12 protein-coding genes are annotated in these 18,113 nt (G+C 41.2%); 6 read left to right on the forward strand and 6 right to left on the reverse strand.

What is annotated here, in order from left to right; genetic code table 11:
- Positions 1-15: 15 nt before the first annotated feature.
- Both BW976_RS25675 and BW976_RS25680 read right to left on the reverse strand, forming a co-directional pair.
- Positions 16-3,312 carry a SusC/RagA family TonB-linked outer membrane protein gene (locus BW976_RS25675; protein WP_175614180.1) on the reverse strand — a complete coding sequence of 1,099 codons (3,297 nt, stop codon included), beginning with the start codon at positions 3,310-3,312 and terminating at the stop codon, positions 16-18.
- A 213-nt stretch (positions 3,313-3,525) separates the two neighbouring features.
- A complete protein-coding gene (locus BW976_RS25680; RefSeq protein ID WP_076377969.1) occupies positions 3,526-4,668 on the reverse strand; it encodes a FecR family protein in 1,143 nt (380 codons plus the stop codon).
- A 155-nt stretch (positions 4,669-4,823) separates the two neighbouring features.
- Here BW976_RS25680 and BW976_RS25685 point away from each other — a divergent pair, with 155 nt between their 5' ends.
- The 6 genes from BW976_RS25685 to BW976_RS25710 all read left to right on the forward strand — a co-directional run bounded on the left by BW976_RS25685 (position 4,824) and on the right by BW976_RS25710 (position 11,265).
- Positions 4,824-5,414, forward strand: a complete 591-nt coding sequence (locus BW976_RS25685) for an RNA polymerase sigma factor (protein WP_076377971.1) — start codon at positions 4,824-4,826, stop codon at positions 5,412-5,414.
- 156 nt (positions 5,415-5,570) lie between these two features.
- Positions 5,571-6,995: an inorganic phosphate transporter gene (locus BW976_RS25690; RefSeq protein WP_084192355.1), complete on the forward strand. Its 1,425-nt coding sequence runs from the start codon at positions 5,571-5,573 to the stop codon at positions 6,993-6,995.
- 14 nt (positions 6,996-7,009) lie between these two features.
- Entirely contained in the window at positions 7,010-7,831 is an 822-nt protein-coding gene (locus BW976_RS25695) for a universal stress protein (RefSeq protein WP_139332425.1), read from the forward strand.
- Positions 7,831-8,889 carry a metallophosphoesterase family protein gene (locus BW976_RS25700; protein ID WP_076377975.1) on the forward strand — a complete coding sequence of 353 codons (1,059 nt, stop codon included), beginning with the start codon at positions 7,831-7,833 and terminating at the stop codon, positions 8,887-8,889. The genes BW976_RS25695 and BW976_RS25700 overlap by 1 nt, the downstream gene beginning before the upstream one ends.
- A gap of 541 nt (positions 8,890-9,430) precedes the next feature.
- Positions 9,431-10,426 (forward strand): endo-beta-N-acetylglucosaminidase F3, encoded by a 996-nt coding sequence (gene endOF3 / locus BW976_RS25705; protein WP_076377977.1) that lies wholly within the window; start codon positions 9,431-9,433, stop codon positions 10,424-10,426.
- Between the two features lie 272 nt (positions 10,427-10,698).
- Positions 10,699-11,265 carry a hypothetical protein gene (locus BW976_RS25710; protein WP_076377979.1) on the forward strand — a complete coding sequence of 189 codons (567 nt, stop codon included), beginning with the start codon at positions 10,699-10,701 and terminating at the stop codon, positions 11,263-11,265.
- A gap of 184 nt (positions 11,266-11,449) precedes the next feature.
- Here BW976_RS25710 and BW976_RS25715 read toward each other — a convergent pair whose 3' ends face one another.
- From BW976_RS25715 to BW976_RS25730, 4 genes are all read right to left on the reverse strand, one after another.
- Positions 11,450-12,304, reverse strand: a complete 855-nt coding sequence (locus BW976_RS25715) for an HD domain-containing protein (protein ID WP_076377981.1) — start codon at positions 12,302-12,304, stop codon at positions 11,450-11,452.
- A gap of 218 nt (positions 12,305-12,522) precedes the next feature.
- The gene (locus BW976_RS25720; protein WP_084192356.1) at positions 12,523-13,623 is read right to left on the reverse strand and encodes a phytase; all 1,101 of its coding nucleotides are present in this window, start codon (positions 13,621-13,623) and stop codon (positions 12,523-12,525) included.
- Between the two features lie 55 nt (positions 13,624-13,678).
- On the reverse strand, positions 13,679-14,932 hold the full coding sequence (locus BW976_RS25725) for a hypothetical protein (RefSeq protein WP_076378079.1): 1,254 nt from the start codon (positions 14,930-14,932) through the stop codon (positions 13,679-13,681).
- Positions 14,933-14,962: 30 nt separating this feature from the next.
- The gene (locus tag BW976_RS25730) at positions 14,963-17,731 is read right to left on the reverse strand and encodes a TonB-dependent receptor (RefSeq protein ID WP_076377983.1); all 2,769 of its coding nucleotides are present in this window, start codon (positions 17,729-17,731) and stop codon (positions 14,963-14,965) included.
- Positions 17,732-18,113: the final 382 nt, after the last annotated feature.

The raw sequence follows: 18,113 nt of genomic DNA on the forward strand, positions 1-18,113 counted from the left end.
AATAGCGCCAGTTAATTACAATGTTAATTGAACACCTAATGAAATAGTGCGGGCCAACGGATAGGCCACATGGCCAAAATCTACCCCCCTATCAAAAATGCTCCCGGTTCTCCCTAAGTCGGGGTTAAAACCGGTATACTTGGTTATGGTAAAAAGATTATCAGCGCTTGCATAAACCCGTAAAGAAGTTATCCTCATTTTTTTTACCAGTGCACTATTTAATGTGTATCCAATTTGCAGGGTTTTCATTCTTAAATAAGAGCCATCTTCCAGGAAACGGGTTGATGTACGGTTATTAAAGTTAGGATCGCTGGTAACCGCTCTTGGTATGTTAGATTGATTTTGAGGTGTCCAGGCGTTAAGCATCGATTTGGAATAATTAAAATCGAGGTTTGTACTTTCCAGATCCTGCCTTAAACCATTGTAAATTTTATTACCCTGCGTACCCTGGAAAAATAGGTTGATGTCAAAACCATACATAGAAGCGTTTACGCCAAACCCATATTCGAAATTAGGAAATGGGCTTCCCGCGTTAACCTTATCGTTATCGTTTATTTGTCCGTCGCCATTGGTATCCTGAAACTTAACATCGCCGGGAGCAGCGTTAGGCTGTATCAGCTTACCATCCTTATTAACATAACTATTAATTTCTGCCTGCGACTTAAATATGCCTATATCTTTTATCAGGAAAAAAGACCCGATAGAGCCACCGGCTTCAGTTAAAGTACTGGAAGCTCCGTGATGCGTGGGCTGCCCACCAAATATTTGCTGTGAGCCTGTACCAAGGGCTAATACTTTGTTTCTTACCGCACTTATAGTACCAAAAACACTATAATTTAATTTGCCGATATGATCATTAAAGTTTGCGCCAAACTCTATACCGTTATTACGCAGGGCTCCGGCATTTACCACCGGGTTTGATGTGGAACCAGCAGAGCCAGGTATAGGAACGTTTAAAAGGAGATCAGAAGTTTTTTTATTAAAATAATCAACTGTTATATTCAGTTTATCGTGAAAAAAGCCCACATCCATACCAACGTTTGAGGTTTTGGTACTCTCCCACTTGATATAAGGTGATGCAAAGGCGGTTTGAATTGACCCGAACCACTTTTGTTGATCGGTACCAACAACATAGTTGATGTTTGAAGCGACTGCAGCGCTATATTGATAATCACCTATTTCCTGGTTGCCCAAAACGCCGTAGCTCGCCCTTAATTTTAAGGTGGAAAAAGTATTGGTTAGCGACTGGAAGAATTTTTCGTTGGAGATATTCCAGCCTAAAGCAACGGAAGGAAAATCACCATAGCGATTGGCATCACCAAACCGGGATGAGCCATCGCGCCTGAAACTGGCGGTTAACAAATAACGGTTATCATATGAGTAGATAACACGTCCAAGCACCGATACCAAATTACTCACTGTACTGTTACCTCCCGAAGTTGAAATACCTGCACCCGCGTCTATTTGGTCAATTCCATCCGGTAAATCTGTCCTGCCTGCTGCAGTATAGTTGTATTTAGTGCTTTGATAGGTATAACCCGCTAAAGCTTGTATGCTGTGTTTGCCAAAATGTTTATCGTAATTCAGCGTATTTTCCAACAATGTTAATACGTTTTGATCTTTACTCAGGTTAATATCATTGGTTGGATGAGAGAACAGTGTACCTACACTATATCTTTTAGCATAATCATAATTGCTGTTAAAGCCATTGGTATACCCCAGGTTCATTTTATAATTCAAGCCGGGCAGAAGATTTACCTGGGCATAGGCATTAGCCAAAATACTGGTGTACTCGCGGTTAATATTTTCCAGATTTAACTGAGCTACCGGATTGGCCACGTTAACTACCGGACCATACGCTCCAGCAAAACCACCCACAGCTGTTGGGTCATAAATTTGAAAAACAGGGATCATTTTTGCGGCTGAGCCTACCGGGTTTCCACCCTGACCACCCCAGCCACCTGGCATGGTGATAAACTTTTCTCTTGAAAGCAACACGGTTTCGCCAAATTTCAAGCGGCCCTTAGTGGTTTCTGTTTTCACGCGCATATTATAGCGTTTGTAGCCGGTTACATCAACAATGCCTTGTTGATCATTATACCCGCCAGAAACGCTGTATTTGGTTGATTCGCTGCCGCCGCTTACGAGCATATTATATTGTTGAACAAGAGCATTTCTGTATATAGCATCCTGCCAATTGGTACCTGCACCTAACTGATCTGGGTTTTTAGCGATATCGAGCCGGGGTAAACCCGCGTTATCATGCGCCATATTACTTACTGTAGCCCATTCCTGAGCATTAAGAACATCAATCTTATGCGCTATTTTCTGTTGCCCAACGTTAGAAGTAAATTGCACCACGGGTGCCCCGTTCTTACCCGATTTGGTAGTAACCAATACCACTCCATTTGCAGCCCTTGAACCATAAATAGCGGCAGCCGACGCATCTTTTAATACATCAATAGATTCAATATCAGTTTGATTCAGGTTATTGATACTGGCTACCTGTACCCCATCAACAATGTATAACGGTGCCGAATTACCCAGAGTACCAACCCCACGGATCAGGATGCGGGTTCCGGATCCGGGATCACCCCCTGCTGCTTCTATAGTAACTCCGGGCATTTTTCCCTGTAACGCTTTAGTAACATCACTTACACCCTGGGCTTTAATATCTGAGCCTTTAACCGATGCCACGGCCCCTGTAAGATCCGAACGCTTTACCGTTCCGTACCCGATAACCACAACTTCATTTAAAGCGGTTTGGGCTTCCAATAACTTTACGTTTATTTCGGCACGGCCATTAATGTTAACTTCCTGTTTGGTGAACCCTAAAAAAGTGAACTCCAATACAGCCTTATTATCATTAACAGTAATGGCGTATTTACCATTACCATCGGTAATTATTCCTGTATTAGTACCTTTTACTTTTACACTAACACCTGGCAATGGCAAGCCCTTTTCATCGGTAACTGTACCCGTTATTTTTACTGCCTGGGCTTGACTACTATTATCTGTTATCCTTTTCCGTAAAATAACGGTGTTGTGATTAACGGTATAGGTTACCGGCTGATCTGTAAAACATTTTTCGAGTACCTGCACCAGGGGCTCATTAATTACCGAAAGACTGATCTTCCGGGTTTCATCCAGCATCTGCATCTTATATAAAAAATGGTACCCGGTTTGTTGCCTTAGCTCTTCTATAACTTCTCTCAGGGAAGCATTTTTTAAGTTCAGACTTACAGTTTGGGCATAAGAAGCAGCATTTACCTGAATAATAGTGGTAATTAATAAAATTAACACAAGTTTCATCACCCTAAAAATTTTAAATGGCACACAGGAGACCCTCCTGCATGGAAATGCAATATTATCTTTATACATTTGAAAAAAGGTTTAATTAAATTGGTTGTAGAAGCAATTGATTGTTACCCTTTTAGCTGCTTAAAAAGCAAGCCTATTTAACCGGGGGCGCTGCAATCGCTCCTGGTTTTATGGTAACTTATTTATTAGTAGTAATAAGTAAGTTTACGGCATTACGATAATCCTCCTTCCTTCCATTTTAAAGTGAACTGTACCGGTTAATTCTAATGATTTTAATACATCGGCAACACTATCAAAACGTGATACCGTACCACCAAAATCCCGTTCATCAACCTTACCGTTATATACAACTTCAACATCATACCAGCGTGAAACTTTCCGCATGATACTTTGAATGTTTTCATTGTTAAATATGAAATAGCCATTTTTCCAGGCTATGGCTTCTTCCGTATTCACGGATCGGATATTAAATGATTGCTGCTGATTTAGTGTGGCTTGTTGTCCTGGTTTTAGGTAAGCCTGATGATCGCTGGTTACTAATTTTACCGCCCCTTCTAAAAGGGTGGTTTTAATAACTTCTTCGTCTTTATAAGCATCGACATTAAAATGTGTTCCTAAAACCTCAACACTCATATGATCAACAGCGACTTTAAAAGGCATATCCTTATTTTTCGCTACTTCGAAATAAGCTTCACCTGTTAATTCTACTTTTCTTTCATGACCAGTAAAAACCGTTGGGAACTTTATGGAAGATGCAGCGTTAAGCCATACTTTTGTACCGTCGGATAAAACAACCTGATATTGCCCTCCCCGTGGCGTACTGATTATATTGTACAAAGCAACTACGCTTTTTGCTTCGCCATGTTTGGCATTATACACTATTTCGCCTTCACCGGATTTGCCTACAGCTACGCTTCCCTGTTTTGACAGTAAGCCTTTTTTGGAATCTGTGAGATCGATATTGGAACCATCTGAAAGTGTTAAAGTAGCTTTGTTGTTCCCCGGTATCACCGGCCCTTTAGTTCCTACTGATGAATTTTTAACTATTTCAGTTGATCCGTTATGAGCTCTGTTACCAATCACCCATAGTAAACTAACAGCAAAAATTAACATCGCGGCGGCTGCTATCCAATATCCTTTAAAACTTTTTTTTGACGCAGTTATGTTATTTTTTAAATGGTATAGTATATCAAGCCTAACTTCTTCTTTATTTCCCATCCTATCATTCCACGGCAAATCTTTCAGTTCAAAATTATCACGATATGCCTCGAGCTGATTTATTTCTTCTGGGGTACAATTACCAGACAGGTATTTCTCATAAAGATCAATAAATTCTTGTGGGCTCATGAAAGTTTATCCGGTTATTGAAGTGTAGAGACTTTTTATCCACCGGACACACATAAAATAAAAAATAAATTTTACCCCATAGCAAAACTTCAATATTAATTGTAACAAATACAATTCATTATTGAATTAATTACCTACTTTTATTTTTACCAATTATGTATTTAAACAATTGCTCCGATTCTGAACTGTGGGAGGAAATAACACGCAATAATACCAAAGCGTTTGAAACGCTATTTGAACGTTATTGGAGTGTTATTTACGGAACCGCTTTTTCATATTTAAAGGACAAGGAAACTTGTTCGGAAATTGTGCAGGATATTTTCTTGAACATATGGCAAAAAAGAAGCGTGTTTAAAATAGACTGTTTAAAAAACTATCTCACCTCTGCAGCACGGTATCATGTTTATAAAAAGTTAAAAGCAAAAAAATCCTCTGCCATATTATATATTGAGAATTATGATCATATCACCGCTGTAAATAACTGCACAGATCGTGTTGATGAAAATATAACCTATTTAGAATTAGAAAAATCTGTAGAAACTTCATTAAGCGATTTACCTAAACGCTGCCGCGAAATTTTTCTTTTAAGCAGGATGCGTAATTTAACAAATGATGAAATTGCACAGCAGCTCGGTATCTCGAAACGTACGGTAGAAAATCAAATTACAACGGCCTTGAAATTTCTTAGATCTATACTGAAGAATACGGCCGTTATCTTATTAATGATCATCATTTGCTTTTTGTAATAACTACCGGAACTTTGATTTCGATATCTACAGAAATCAGCCAAACCAGTAATTGAATGATATAGTAATATTAAATTGATCTTAAGGCAACCTAAGAAGTGGTTATTTGAGAAGCATGCAGCAGATTATGAAATCTGACGTCAGAAGCGTAGTTCTATGAATCACTCACTTATTGCAACTTTTTTCCCTTTTATTGGCCAGGTTGATTTAAGCGGTTATCTCATGGTCGTTTTCATCCTCTGCATTCTGGCAGTTATTGGATTTGAATTCGTAAATGGGTTTCATGATACAGCCAATGCAGTAGCAACGGTTATTTATACCAAAGCCCTGAAACCAATTTACGCAATCCCCTGGTCTGGCACCTGGAATTTCCTGGGCGTTTTCCTGGGCGGCGTAACCGTTGCCATGGGTATTCTTAAACTGGTACCACTGGATAAACTGATGACCCTTCCCATCAGCGTGGGTGCCTGCCTGGTTTTATCCGTACTATTAGCGTCTATTATCTGGAACCTTGGCACCTGGTATCTCGGCATTCCCTGCTCCAGCTCGCATACTATGATTGGAGCAATGATTGGGGCAGGCCTGGCCTTTACCTGGTACTATAACGGCCCCGGGGTGAACTGGGAAAAAGCTGAAGAGATTGGGTCATCGCTGATTCTTTCGCCAATTATTGGCTTTGGCGCGGCCGCCTTACTCATGCTGTTCCTGAAGCATGTGACCAAATCACATGCCCTTTTTCATATTCCCTCTGGCGAGAATGACCGGCCGCCCATCCACATCAGAATATTGCTGATTACTACCTGTACATTGGTGAGTTTTTTCCATGGCAGTAATGATGGGCAAAAAGGTGTAGGTTTATTTATGCTGATCCTGATCGCGTTTCTGCCTGCCCGCTTTGCCGTCAATCATGCAATTCCGAATAGCAAGATATCTGCTGCATTGAACCAAACCGAACAGGTAATCGCTAAGAAATTAAAAAATGATGCATCTAAAAATATAGTATTTACAAAATTGATGGATGCGGTTAATCAAACCAAAACCTGCCTGGCCGAGAAGAATGAAAAAGATGCCGCCAAAACTTACCGTTACCGTAAACAGGTAGAAAGCGTTGTTAAAGATATCAGGGCACTCCTAAAAGATAACCGTGTAACTCTATCCCCGGAGGAAAAAGAAACACTTACATTAGCCTCAAACGAACTGGAACATGTTACCGACTTTGCGCCCATATGGGTTATTGCTACCATATCCCTTTCACTCGGACTAGGCACCATGATTGGCTGGAAAAGGATAGTTGTTACTATTGGAGAAAAAATAGGGAATGAACACCTGAACTATGCCCAGGGTGCTACCTCCGAGATAGTGGCGGCTTCAACTATCGGACTTAGTACAGCGTTTGGTCTGCCGGTAAGTACCACACACGTCCTGTCCAGCGGTATTGCAGGTGCCATGGTTGCATCGGGAGGCAAGGGTAATCTTAACAATAAAACCCTTAAAAATATAGCATTGGCTTGGGTATTAACTTTGCCGGTAGCTATTCTTTTAGCGATGTTGCTGTTTATGTTATTTCATTTGTTTATATAGATAATTATCCTAAAATGAAACAGATTCTGGTTGCCTCTGATTTTTCGCCAAGTGCCGCAAATGCGATGGAGTATGCGATGTCGCTCGCGGTATTATTGAAACTGGAAGTATGCGTTATTCATGCCATTCACCCAACCGAGGGCATCAACAACAGTATTTATAATGCCATTTTCATTGAAGACTATTACCGCAATAAAAGAGAAGCATTAAAGGCCTGGGCAACGGTTTATACAGATAAAGATGAATTTAAAAGTGTTAGTGTAACCACCCGATGCGACATCGGTTTTCTAAAAACCGTTATCACCCATTATATTGACAATTACCCTGTCGAACTCCTGGCTATGGGTATTACCGGCGCTACCGGCCTGAGCGGTATCGTTGGCAGCAATGCCAGCATGATGGTCGCCAGGGTAAAGACACCAACATTAATCATTCCCTTGGAAAGCCGGTTTCCGGATGTTCCGGCCATTACCCTGGCAACTGATTATGAAACAAAGTTGTCGCCAAACGATGTTACTGCGCTTAATGAAATGATCAAAGCCTTCCATACCAAACAAATGCAGGTACTGTACGTGGACGAAAAATCAGATGTTAAACATATCCAAACCGGAGAGGCACGGCTTAAAGAGCTTCTCCCCCATACGGAACTTATGTTTAATTACCTGAAGGACAGCACGCCACTCAGTGGGATCATGGAATTTATTGAAGAAAACGAAACTGATATCCTCTGCCTGGTTAAACATCATCATAATATTATATACCGTTTATTTAACCGGAGTACCGTTAACCAGATCATGAGCCGGTCTGTTAAAGCCATCCTTGTACTGCATGAATAATGAATTATACCACCCCTGTCATAAAAAAAGACCAGCCGGACGATACTTTTAAAACTCAACCGCTCCCGGAACCCATAGGTAAATACCCTTATCATCTTCATGTAGTTGATATTCACCCGGTCACCAACCCCAATCAAATGGATTTTCACATGGTTGGCGATACCGGCGGCACAGGTAATCCCGAAGCCAGTCAGGAAATAATTGACCAAATGAGCCTGCAATATAAGCCAGGCAGCTTTTTATATCATCTTGGCGATCTGGTTTATCATTATGGGGAGGCATCACAATATTCTGATCAGTTTTTTAAACCTTTTGAAAAATACCCCGGACCGATTTTCGCAATAGCGGGTAATCATGACAGTGATGTAAACCCGGACAGCAAAAGTCCATACCAAAGCCTGGATGCTTTTACCACTGTATTTTGTGACACTGAACCCCGGCATGTTGTTTTCAGCGGGAAAAGTAAAAGGCAAAGCATGACCCAGCCCAATATCTTCTGGACGCTGGAAACACCCCTGGCCACTATCATCGGTTTGCACACTAATGTACCAAAGTATGGCGCAGTTTCCAAAGACCAAGAGAATTGGTTCCATAATGAGCTGAAGTCGGCGCCATCAGATAAAATGCTGATCTTATGTTTACACCATGCACCATATTCCGCCGATACCAATCATGGATCAAGCCTGCCGATGATCAAGGTACTGGAAAATGCTTTTAACACAACTGGGGTACGACCAGACATTGTTTTCAGCGGCCATGTACATAACTATCAGCGGTTTCATAAATTATATGCAGATGGTATCGAAGTACCCTATGTCGTTTCGGGCGCAGGTGGTTTTGATGAACTGCACCGTATTGCGACGCTGGATGACAGTCGTTTTGAACCATTGCCTTTCCCCGGGATTCACCTGAAATCTTTCTGTGATGATGAGCATGGGTTTCTGCAAATCACTATTACCCAAACCGGTGATCAATTACAACTAAGTGGTAACTATTATTCCGTTAGAGCTGGCGCCCCTGCCATGTTGCGCGATGTTTTTACTGTGCACAAAGCTTAACCTTTCAAAAACCTGACAAAATATCCCCGTGTAAAACCTTTATGCAAACGTTTGCGTGATAATCCAATGCCTATTTTACGCTCTGTTAAAACTTCGCATGCAAACACCTCTGTTCTAAGGAGTTTTACCCGCTAATAGTTCTAATTATTAACAATTGAGAATCATAATACCGAACCTGCTACAGATATTGTTATCATGGACTCCCAATTTACGCAAACGTTTGTGTAACCATAATAATACAAAATCACATCTTTTTGATTTACATTCACTTATGTGTTAGATAGGTTATAACACTGTTATTACGCAAAAATGCTGGCAGCCCTAATGTCCGGCAATTAAAAAAATTGGCTGCTATCCGGAGTGAGACCTGGATATGGTTGATTAAGTGGTTAGTATAAGGACCCTTTTTAGGAAGGGTTCTTTTTTTGACCTTCTAAACTATCCATTTAAACTCTTTTTGTAAGAAGCGATACCGGGCAATATCAAAACGCATCTAAAAACTACCATACCAATTTTACCGACACCCCCTTTTAAATCAATTATGAAACAAAAATTTATTTCCCTAACCGGGCTTTTCGTGCTTTGCATGTCAGTGCTGGCATTCGCTCCATCCTGTAAAAAAGATAGCCAGGTAAAAGCTCCGGCAAATCATACGATTAACAGAGCAGTAACTAACAGTACTAATGCTCAAAAATTCATCGCCTACTTTGTAACTGATGGACGAAATCCTACTTATAAATTGACTGATATTCCAGACGGGGTAGATATTGTGGTTTTGTTTGTGGTTAAACTTCCAAATTACATTGATACCATAAAATATCCTGCCAGCGGTGGCTATATTGGTGCTTACAAATCTTATGGTGCTTTTTATGGTGATATAAAAAAGCTGCAAGCACGCGGAATTAAGGTAATACAAAACATAGACGACGAAGCCAGCTGGCAAACCACAAAACCTGCCGGGTACGCTAGTGCATCGGCCTATGCTTTAAAAATGAAACAGGTATTGCTTGATCAGTTACATTTAGACGGTATAACTTTAGATGTAGAGCATAGCGGGGCAGCACCTTCTCCAATTCCGGCCTTCCCAGCGTATAATAAGATTGGTTATTATGGTTGGTATAGTTCAAGCATGGCTGCCAATGCAAACTATATCAATTGCATCAAAGAAATGACAAAATACTTCGGCACTACGGCCAGCAATGAGTTGGAAATAGCATCAGGATTGGACTGCTATGCCTGGAACAATATTGCCAGCAATTTTGTAAACAACTTTACTTATTTCGGCGTACAATCTTATGATGGTAACTCAACCCGTACCCAGTTAATGAATAATTATGCTACGGGTACCAATAAAATACCATCGGCCAAAATGGTTTATGGGCACAATGCGGAAACAGGTAGCTCTCAAAGTGATGCTGTTGATATTGCTAAATGGACACCAACGCAGGGCCAAAAAGGAGGCGTATTTGTTTATGCCTTTAACAGCGACCCAACAGGTTATGGAGCTGCGGTTTTGGCCGCGGTGAAAGGTAAATAATATCGTTACAAATAGCCGGCATCTAACCTACATCAAAAATTTAATACCCATTATACTAGTAAAGGTGCACTAAAGCTTAAAATGACACAAGCCCGGAGAAATCTCCGGGCTTAGTTTTTGTATAAAATTTTCTCGAAAAATAAATTCTACAATTTATCCCAAAGCTTTATTAGGAAGAGCAATCGCAATTTAAAAGAGATGAGCGATTTGCTCTCCTTAAAGAAAATATCAGTAGTTTTAGTTTTCGGTTAAGAGTTCCAGACGTATTAATTATGTGTATAAATGTAATAGAAAAGGATTATGAATATTGCAAAGTTTTAAAGGATAGTTTCACTTCTGATCTTTTTCTTCTTACTTGTTTCCAATTTGAAAGGGATGAGGATTTAAATACACTTTATTTAGAAGGCAAGATTAATCCATCTGAAGTAAGTCGTACCTTTTTGATGTCTAAAACGGTATTAGATCAATTTCAACAAGAAGTTTACAGCGGCCCCAGTCAATATATAAGTGCAAACGCATTACTCTTAGAAGTTGATCTTCAAGAATTAAACGATAACGAAATAGTCGATGAAACCCTTGCTGAAATACTTTTCACAGGCTCTATACATGGGAGCACGAATTTTCAAGGATCTTCTGAAACAGCTTTTCACTTGGCAAAATCATTTTGCGAACAGATTTTTGAAGACGATTACAAGAACCGAAATAACTATTGCTTGAGAACTTTCTCCCCTTGGAATACCTGGTTTATGGCTGGACCTTATACTTTTAGCGAAACACTGATACTTGTGGCGAAAAAAACGAAAGCCATTTGGTTATTAGCATATTCAACTTCTGACTGATGATGTTGTGAGTTAAATTGAAATAGATTTTCAAGTCATTTTTGATAATTCATAATTAAAGACTGCCATTTAAAAAAATAAGTTTTCGCTTCGTTCTCTTGAACTAAGCCCGGAGAAATCTCCGGGCTTGTTTCGTTTTGTATAAAGTTTAGGTTTTATTTATTTTCTTATTGAAGATACAATTTTAAACCATAACCAAAGGGTATAGCGATCTTTGCTTAAATCGTTCTGTTGCCCCTTTATGGGTAAATTGTTTAAAGTGTACCAGGTTTCCGATATCAGTTAATCGCTGGCTCATGACCATGTTTGTATTTAATTTACGCAATACCTGGAAATCATCCCGTAAAAGATCATTTTTTTGAAGTAGCCCTTCGGTCAAAGCGTCTTTAATAAGTTCGGCCAGTTTCAGGTTGGCGTATACATGCTCCGGCTTTTTAAAATAAGCCTCATTTAAACGCCGGAACTGATTTTTGATCCAGTCGCCTGCCGCTTCAGACCTGACCACCATGCAACCATCCTGAATGGTGAGTTCACTGATAAAGTTCCGGATTTCGGTTAGTCCGATAAAGCCAGCCTGGTATAAGTCTCTCAAAGTATAGTCAACCCGGTCGGCACAAAGCCCGGGGAGTGGCTGCTCCAAAATAGTATGAGCCTGTTTAAATAAAGTGGTGCTATCAAACCCGTATTTTTTGAGGATGACAGGAATTTCTGAGCGATTGATCACCTCATCAAATATGGTTTCGTGATAATCTTCCTTAATATTTTCAAACACATAATCAGCTACGTGCGAAAAAGCGGTATGCGAAACATCGTGCAGTAAAGCAGCTATTTGTTCTTCAATCCCTCCGCCAAAATGCTTTACCAGGTAAAGTACGCCGATAGAATGCGCATAGCGGGTTTGGTTTAAAGCCGGGTTTACCAGGAATATTGCCCCACCCTGGTGAACGTTCTTCAACCGCTGCACAGGTGCCGACAAGATAAGCTCTTCCAACACTGGTCCCACCTCAAAATTACCGTATATCTTATCTTCAATTTTCATTAGTGTGTTTTTATAGCTATCAGAAAAGCCAGATACTGGTCGCGATTCTGAGATACAAACCTAAATTAAATTTTAATAAAATACTAATATTTTTAGCAATTTATTTATGAGTTTAAACGCTTATCAACGGTATAGGCAAAGCAAAAGGTCGCACTGAGAAATCTCAAAACGACCTTTTTATTGTTGATAATTGATTTAATAATCAGTTACTTAACTTTTTATTTAATTTTTAATTCTTTACCTGCAATGTCTTCCCAACGATAGTAATGAAACGTTTTGTCATTGCTCATCACCACAAAAATACCGTGTTTAAACGTAGCATTAAGCGGTGTAGCTACAACATCTGAACCATCACTTTGCTGGGCTGCTACATCAGCAATTTTCACCAGCTTATGTTCAAAAGGATTGGCTTTTGTTCCCTCGCGGCTAAAGATCTGGAAACGGTTGGCTCCCTGGTCAGATACCAGGATATAACCTGTTTTGTCTGTCAGTTTGTAAATAGAGATCCCTTCATGATCAGCCTCAAAACCTGATGTACCAAACATGGCCAGTTCTTTATCCCCTTTCTCCGGATCGGCATAGTACTGGCGCACACCAACCTGCTCGTCGGAATAGTAAATATAGCCCAGTTCATTATCCACTGCAATGGCTTCTATCTCTTTTTTACCGCTGTATTTGCCAAACTTGCGTACCAGGGTGGCTTTAACATTTCCGGTGCCATCGTCTTCCAACAAATACTGCCACAGGTAACTGCCATCTTTCGGCCCATTTTTACGACCGGCTATGGCGTACATCTTACCTGCTTTTGAAGTATAAATAGATATACCCATCAAGTCGCGGTATTCAAAACCTGTTTCGCCAACAAATGCGTCAATGCCACCATTATCTACCGGCTTCATATCCGGCATGGAAAATATCCTCAACTTATGGGTCATACGTTCGGTAGTAATAACAATATCGGTAGGCTTGCCACCTAACATCAGGCCGTAAGCCAGATCGACATTATTGGGTCGTTTTAAACCACGTACCACTTTATCCTTAACAACTTTTCCTTGCAGGTCAAATACATAAAGTGCCCCTTCGCTATTTTTATCGGTTCCTATGACGAGGCTTTTGGAAGCATCGACCGGGTTTATCCATATTGCCGGATCGTCGGTATCAAACAAAACAGGTTCGGTAATAATAACAGGCTTAATAGCTTGCGGGGAAACTGCAGGCATCATATTTCCCTTGTGATCACGTACCTGGCTCTGGCCATAAGCGGTGTTAAACAACACGATGCCCAGTGATGCCCATAAAAAAGTGTTTAGTTTGTTCATTAATTATATTAAAAAATGCCCTGCATAAGCAGGGGCTGTAGATTTTTCTGTTTGTTTATTTTGTTCCGAATGCGCCGATGTAAGTTGCCGGATCTGGCGATACGTAGGTTACCCCATTTACCGTAATACCTGCAGCATGGTGGCGGGTAAAGTCGGTTTTACCATGATTTAAAGCCGGTGAACCGCTTTGCAAATGAAAATCCCAGGCGGTATTAAATACCGCGTTAAGTACCGGGGTTGATTCCGGGTAATTCACAAATTTAGGGTCGTTGTCACCCGCTTTGGTACTGATAATATCGTTCACACCTGCAACAATATCTTTTGATGGCTGAAACTGATTTACCGTGGTTTGATCATACCCATAATAAAGGTTATTGCCGATCACCGTACGTTTATCTTCGGTTGATTTAGTATCTCTTTTGATACCAAAACGGGTATTGGCAAACAGGTTGTTATAAATATCGGCATGTACGTTATTTTCCAGCCAGATAGAACCCCCTTTGGCTGACGGTCTGCGCCAGCCGGTATTCACCATGGTATTGTTATAGGCAATAATATAAGCCTGCGGGTTACGATCGCCTGAGTTTGATAACTTAAGGGCATTGGTATTGGCACTATAAACCAGGTTAAAACCCACATCGGCCAAACAGCCCGATTTAAAATTCATCGCCTCGCCCCCGGTTACCCCGGTTGTATAAAAAGTATTGTTGGCAAAAATGATCTTACCGCCTTCAATATAAGTACAATCCTCCTGGAAGTTACGAACAATCGAGTTAACCACGATAAGCTTACCGTTAACGTTCGAGAACCATAGGGCCGGTAAGTTTTCGCCTGCAACAGCTTTATACAAGCCTTGTTTTACCGAGGTTGACGCATCTGATGTGGTATTACCACCATACTCCAAAATGGTATGATCTAGCACCAGTTCTGCACAGCTTGGGGCCGCGAGTATACCACCCCACATCTTTCCGAATTTTTTGGCATCGGTACGGTATTGTTCGGCTACAGTGATCCTAACTGGATTCTCGGCTGTACCCATCGAGTACAGATTACCTTTTACGATAAATTCTGGTTTGGCAACGGTATCCATCAATACGGTAACACCTTCCTCAATGGTTAATGATTTGCCTGCCGGGATAATAATATCGCCCTTGATGATCTGGGTGCTGCCTTTGGCCCAAACACCTGAAACTTCGCCGCTGGCCGATCCGTTGCCGGAGCTCGTATCCACATCCAGATTGGCTTTTCTGCAACCACTAATGGCTACGGCCGATACCAGCAGTGCTGTAAATATTGGTTTTAAGTTCATCCTATTTTTGATTAAAATGATTGACATTTTTTAAAGTTTATAGCGCACACCTATCAGGTATGTTTGTTTGTAATAATCACTGCGGATCAGCGTATGTCCGTTAGATTCGATGTTGTCGTCCTTCAGGGCTGCATTGGCCGGATTGGTTCCTTTGATGAACAGCTTGCTTGGCGTGTTAAGCAGATTACCGCCTTTAACAAATACGCTCAACCCGTTTTTAAACCGTTTTTCGGCCGAGACATCCATCTGTATAAAACCTTGCTGCCACAGGTCGTTATTCAGGAACTGCGATACCGTGTTGATACGGGGACCGGTATAAGCACCTGCAATCTGCGCATCCCAGCCTTTTTTGGTATCCTTATACAACAGGGAAACATTAGCGATATGCTCAGATTGGCCATAAAGCGGGCGCGATTGGTTCACTGATATTTTACGGGTATCGCCATTAGCATCGGTTACATAGGTATCCTTTGGTGTAGTGATACGGGAGTGGGTATAAGTGTAATTGGCCTTTACACCAATCTTGTTAAAGAACTTAATGAAATCCAGCTCCAAACCATAGTTATGTGCTGTACCAAAATTACCCGGCGTATAGTAAGTATCCTGCCCGCGGGTAGCATCGGCCTGGAAAATATACTCGATTGGGTTTTTGATGTTTTTATAAAAAGCACCTGCCAGTAACTGCGTTCCTGCATCCGGGAAAAGCTCATATCTTAAATCGTAGTTATCGGCAATGGCGCGTTTCAGATCGGGGTTACCGCGTTCCTGGTATTCCTCATTAACCACTTTGCTCGGCACTATCTCGTAAAACCCGGGGCGGTTAAGCGACCTGAAATAAGAAGCATGCAGCTGCTGCTTATCTGTTAAAAAGTACTTGATGGTTAAGCTTGGTAACACATCAGTATATATTTGATTCCCTGTAGGGCGGGTTTCGCCGGCCGGGAAAAGCATACGATAACCCTGATCGGTATGTTCTACACGTGCACCACCAACAACCTGTACTGCTTTGGTAGTGAATTTGAACATACCATACCCTGCTCCTATTTTTTCAGAAGCATCATAAGTTAAAGGATTATTTACAGCACCACCGGGGTTGGTTACCGTAAAAGACAGATCGGTATAATTCTGAAAATCGGTACCATATACTGCTCCGGGGTTAACCGGCGTAAGCGCGTAGTTATTATAGAAACTGCTGCGTTCCTTATCGCGATATAAACCACCTGCAGAGAAATCGACATTTACACCTGCAACCGGCGTGGTATAAGTAAGGTCGAGGTAGCCAGCTTTATCCTCATCGGTATTACGTTCCCAACGATGGGTAAGCGGCGTGCCGTTGGTAAGCAATGTGCGCCTGTCTACAAAATTTTCGCGCACGCCATTCAGACTGATGGTGGTATTATCAGGAACTTCGTTTTCTGCCGATGAGTAAACTGCCGACCATTGCACTTTTAATTTATCATTAAACAATTGATGATCGCCCCGCAGCATACCATTATAAATTTGCTGTTTGGTTAAACGGCTACGTGTAGAATAACCCAATTGCGCATTCCCTTTATCAGGGTCATAATCGGTCGAAAAGTTGGTTGAAACCTCATCCCTAACCTGTATGTTAGTCAGGTTAACATAGGTATTAAACAAGCTCAACTTATTACGCTTATCCATCACATAATCAACTTTAGAGAATAAGCCATAACGTTTTTGCTGTTCCGAATATTCCCTGTCGCTCTTGCTGGTAACAGCGGCGTACTGAGCCGTCGGAACAACTTTTGAACTATAGAATATACTGTTGCTACCCCGGTAAGTGTTCTGATAGCTACCGGCAACAAGCACACCTAATTTATTATCAAAAAAGCGCTGTCCTAAGGTCAGGCTGCCTACTACATTCGGCGCCGGATGCTTTAAAGCGTAGTTTAAAGTACCTTTCGAAAAATCGTTTTGGGTAGCCTGGTAAGCTTTACCATTTATTTCCGAAGGGGATTTGTAATTGATACCAGAGTAATCGTAGCTCATAAACTTACGGTCAATAAATAGTTGGCTATAACCACCGGCTATATTGGCGTTTATCTGAAGGCGATCGGGAGCGTCTTTCATCACCATGTTAACGGCACCGCCAACCGCGTCGCCTTCCATATTGGGTGTCAGGGTTTTGTATACCTCCAGGCGATCCAGCAGATCTGCTGGGAAAATATCAAGCGGAACGTAGCGGTATTTATTATCCGGGCTCGGGATCTTCACCCCGTTAACCAGGGTATAATTATAGCGTTTGTCCATGCCGCGCAAAATGGCGTACTGCCCATCGCCGTTGCTATTGCGCTCAACCGATACACCGGATACACGAGCAATAACATTGGCTACGGTCAAGTCGGGAGATATTTCAATGGCTCTCCCCGATACTACGTTCATTACCTGGGTCGACTGTTGTTCCAGCCTTCTGGCGGTGTTTTCGGAAGCCGCATTCTTTTTGGTGGATATGGTTACCTCCTGCAGCGCCTTTCCGGCTTCTTCGAGGTAAATTTTCAGATGAGGGTTATCCTCTTTGGTTATCTCCAACTCTTGTATCACTGTTTGATACATGACATAGGAAACCCGGAGATTGAATGTACCTTTTGGCACATCTTTTAATTCGAATGAGCCATCCAGGCCGGTGGTAGTTGCTTTATTAGTTTTATCCAGACTAACGGTGGCCCCTACCATGGGTTCGCCGGTTTTACGGTCATAAACATGGCCCTTTAGTTTTGTCGCGTTCGCTGCGGTAACGCATAACAGCAGGAATAATAAGGTCTGTAAATATTTATTCATTTTTGTGAACGATTGATACAATTGTGTTTGATTTTTTTGACGGGGCAAAGGTGTTTAAACCATCTCTTTGCTGATGAATATTTGCCGTTACAAAAAGGAAACAGCGTTACAAGCAGCATATATGCAACAGCAACAAGAAATCATAATACACTAATTAACAATCATATAACAACTTAAAAAACCTCCATTATCATTACTTTACCGTTACATTAAGCAATTATTAAGCCTTGTAGAGAGTAATGAGTGGTGAGTAGTTAACGAACAATTTGTCATTCTGAGGAACGAAGAATCTATTCACGAGCTTTGCATATTGTAGAACAGATTCTTCACTCCGTTCAGAATGACAAATGAGGATTATTTGAACCACGATTTTTAGAATTAA

The sequence above is a fragment of the Mucilaginibacter lappiensis genome, from assembly GCF_900155965.1.
GTDB lineage: Bacteria > Bacteroidota > Bacteroidia > Sphingobacteriales > Sphingobacteriaceae > Mucilaginibacter > Mucilaginibacter lappiensis.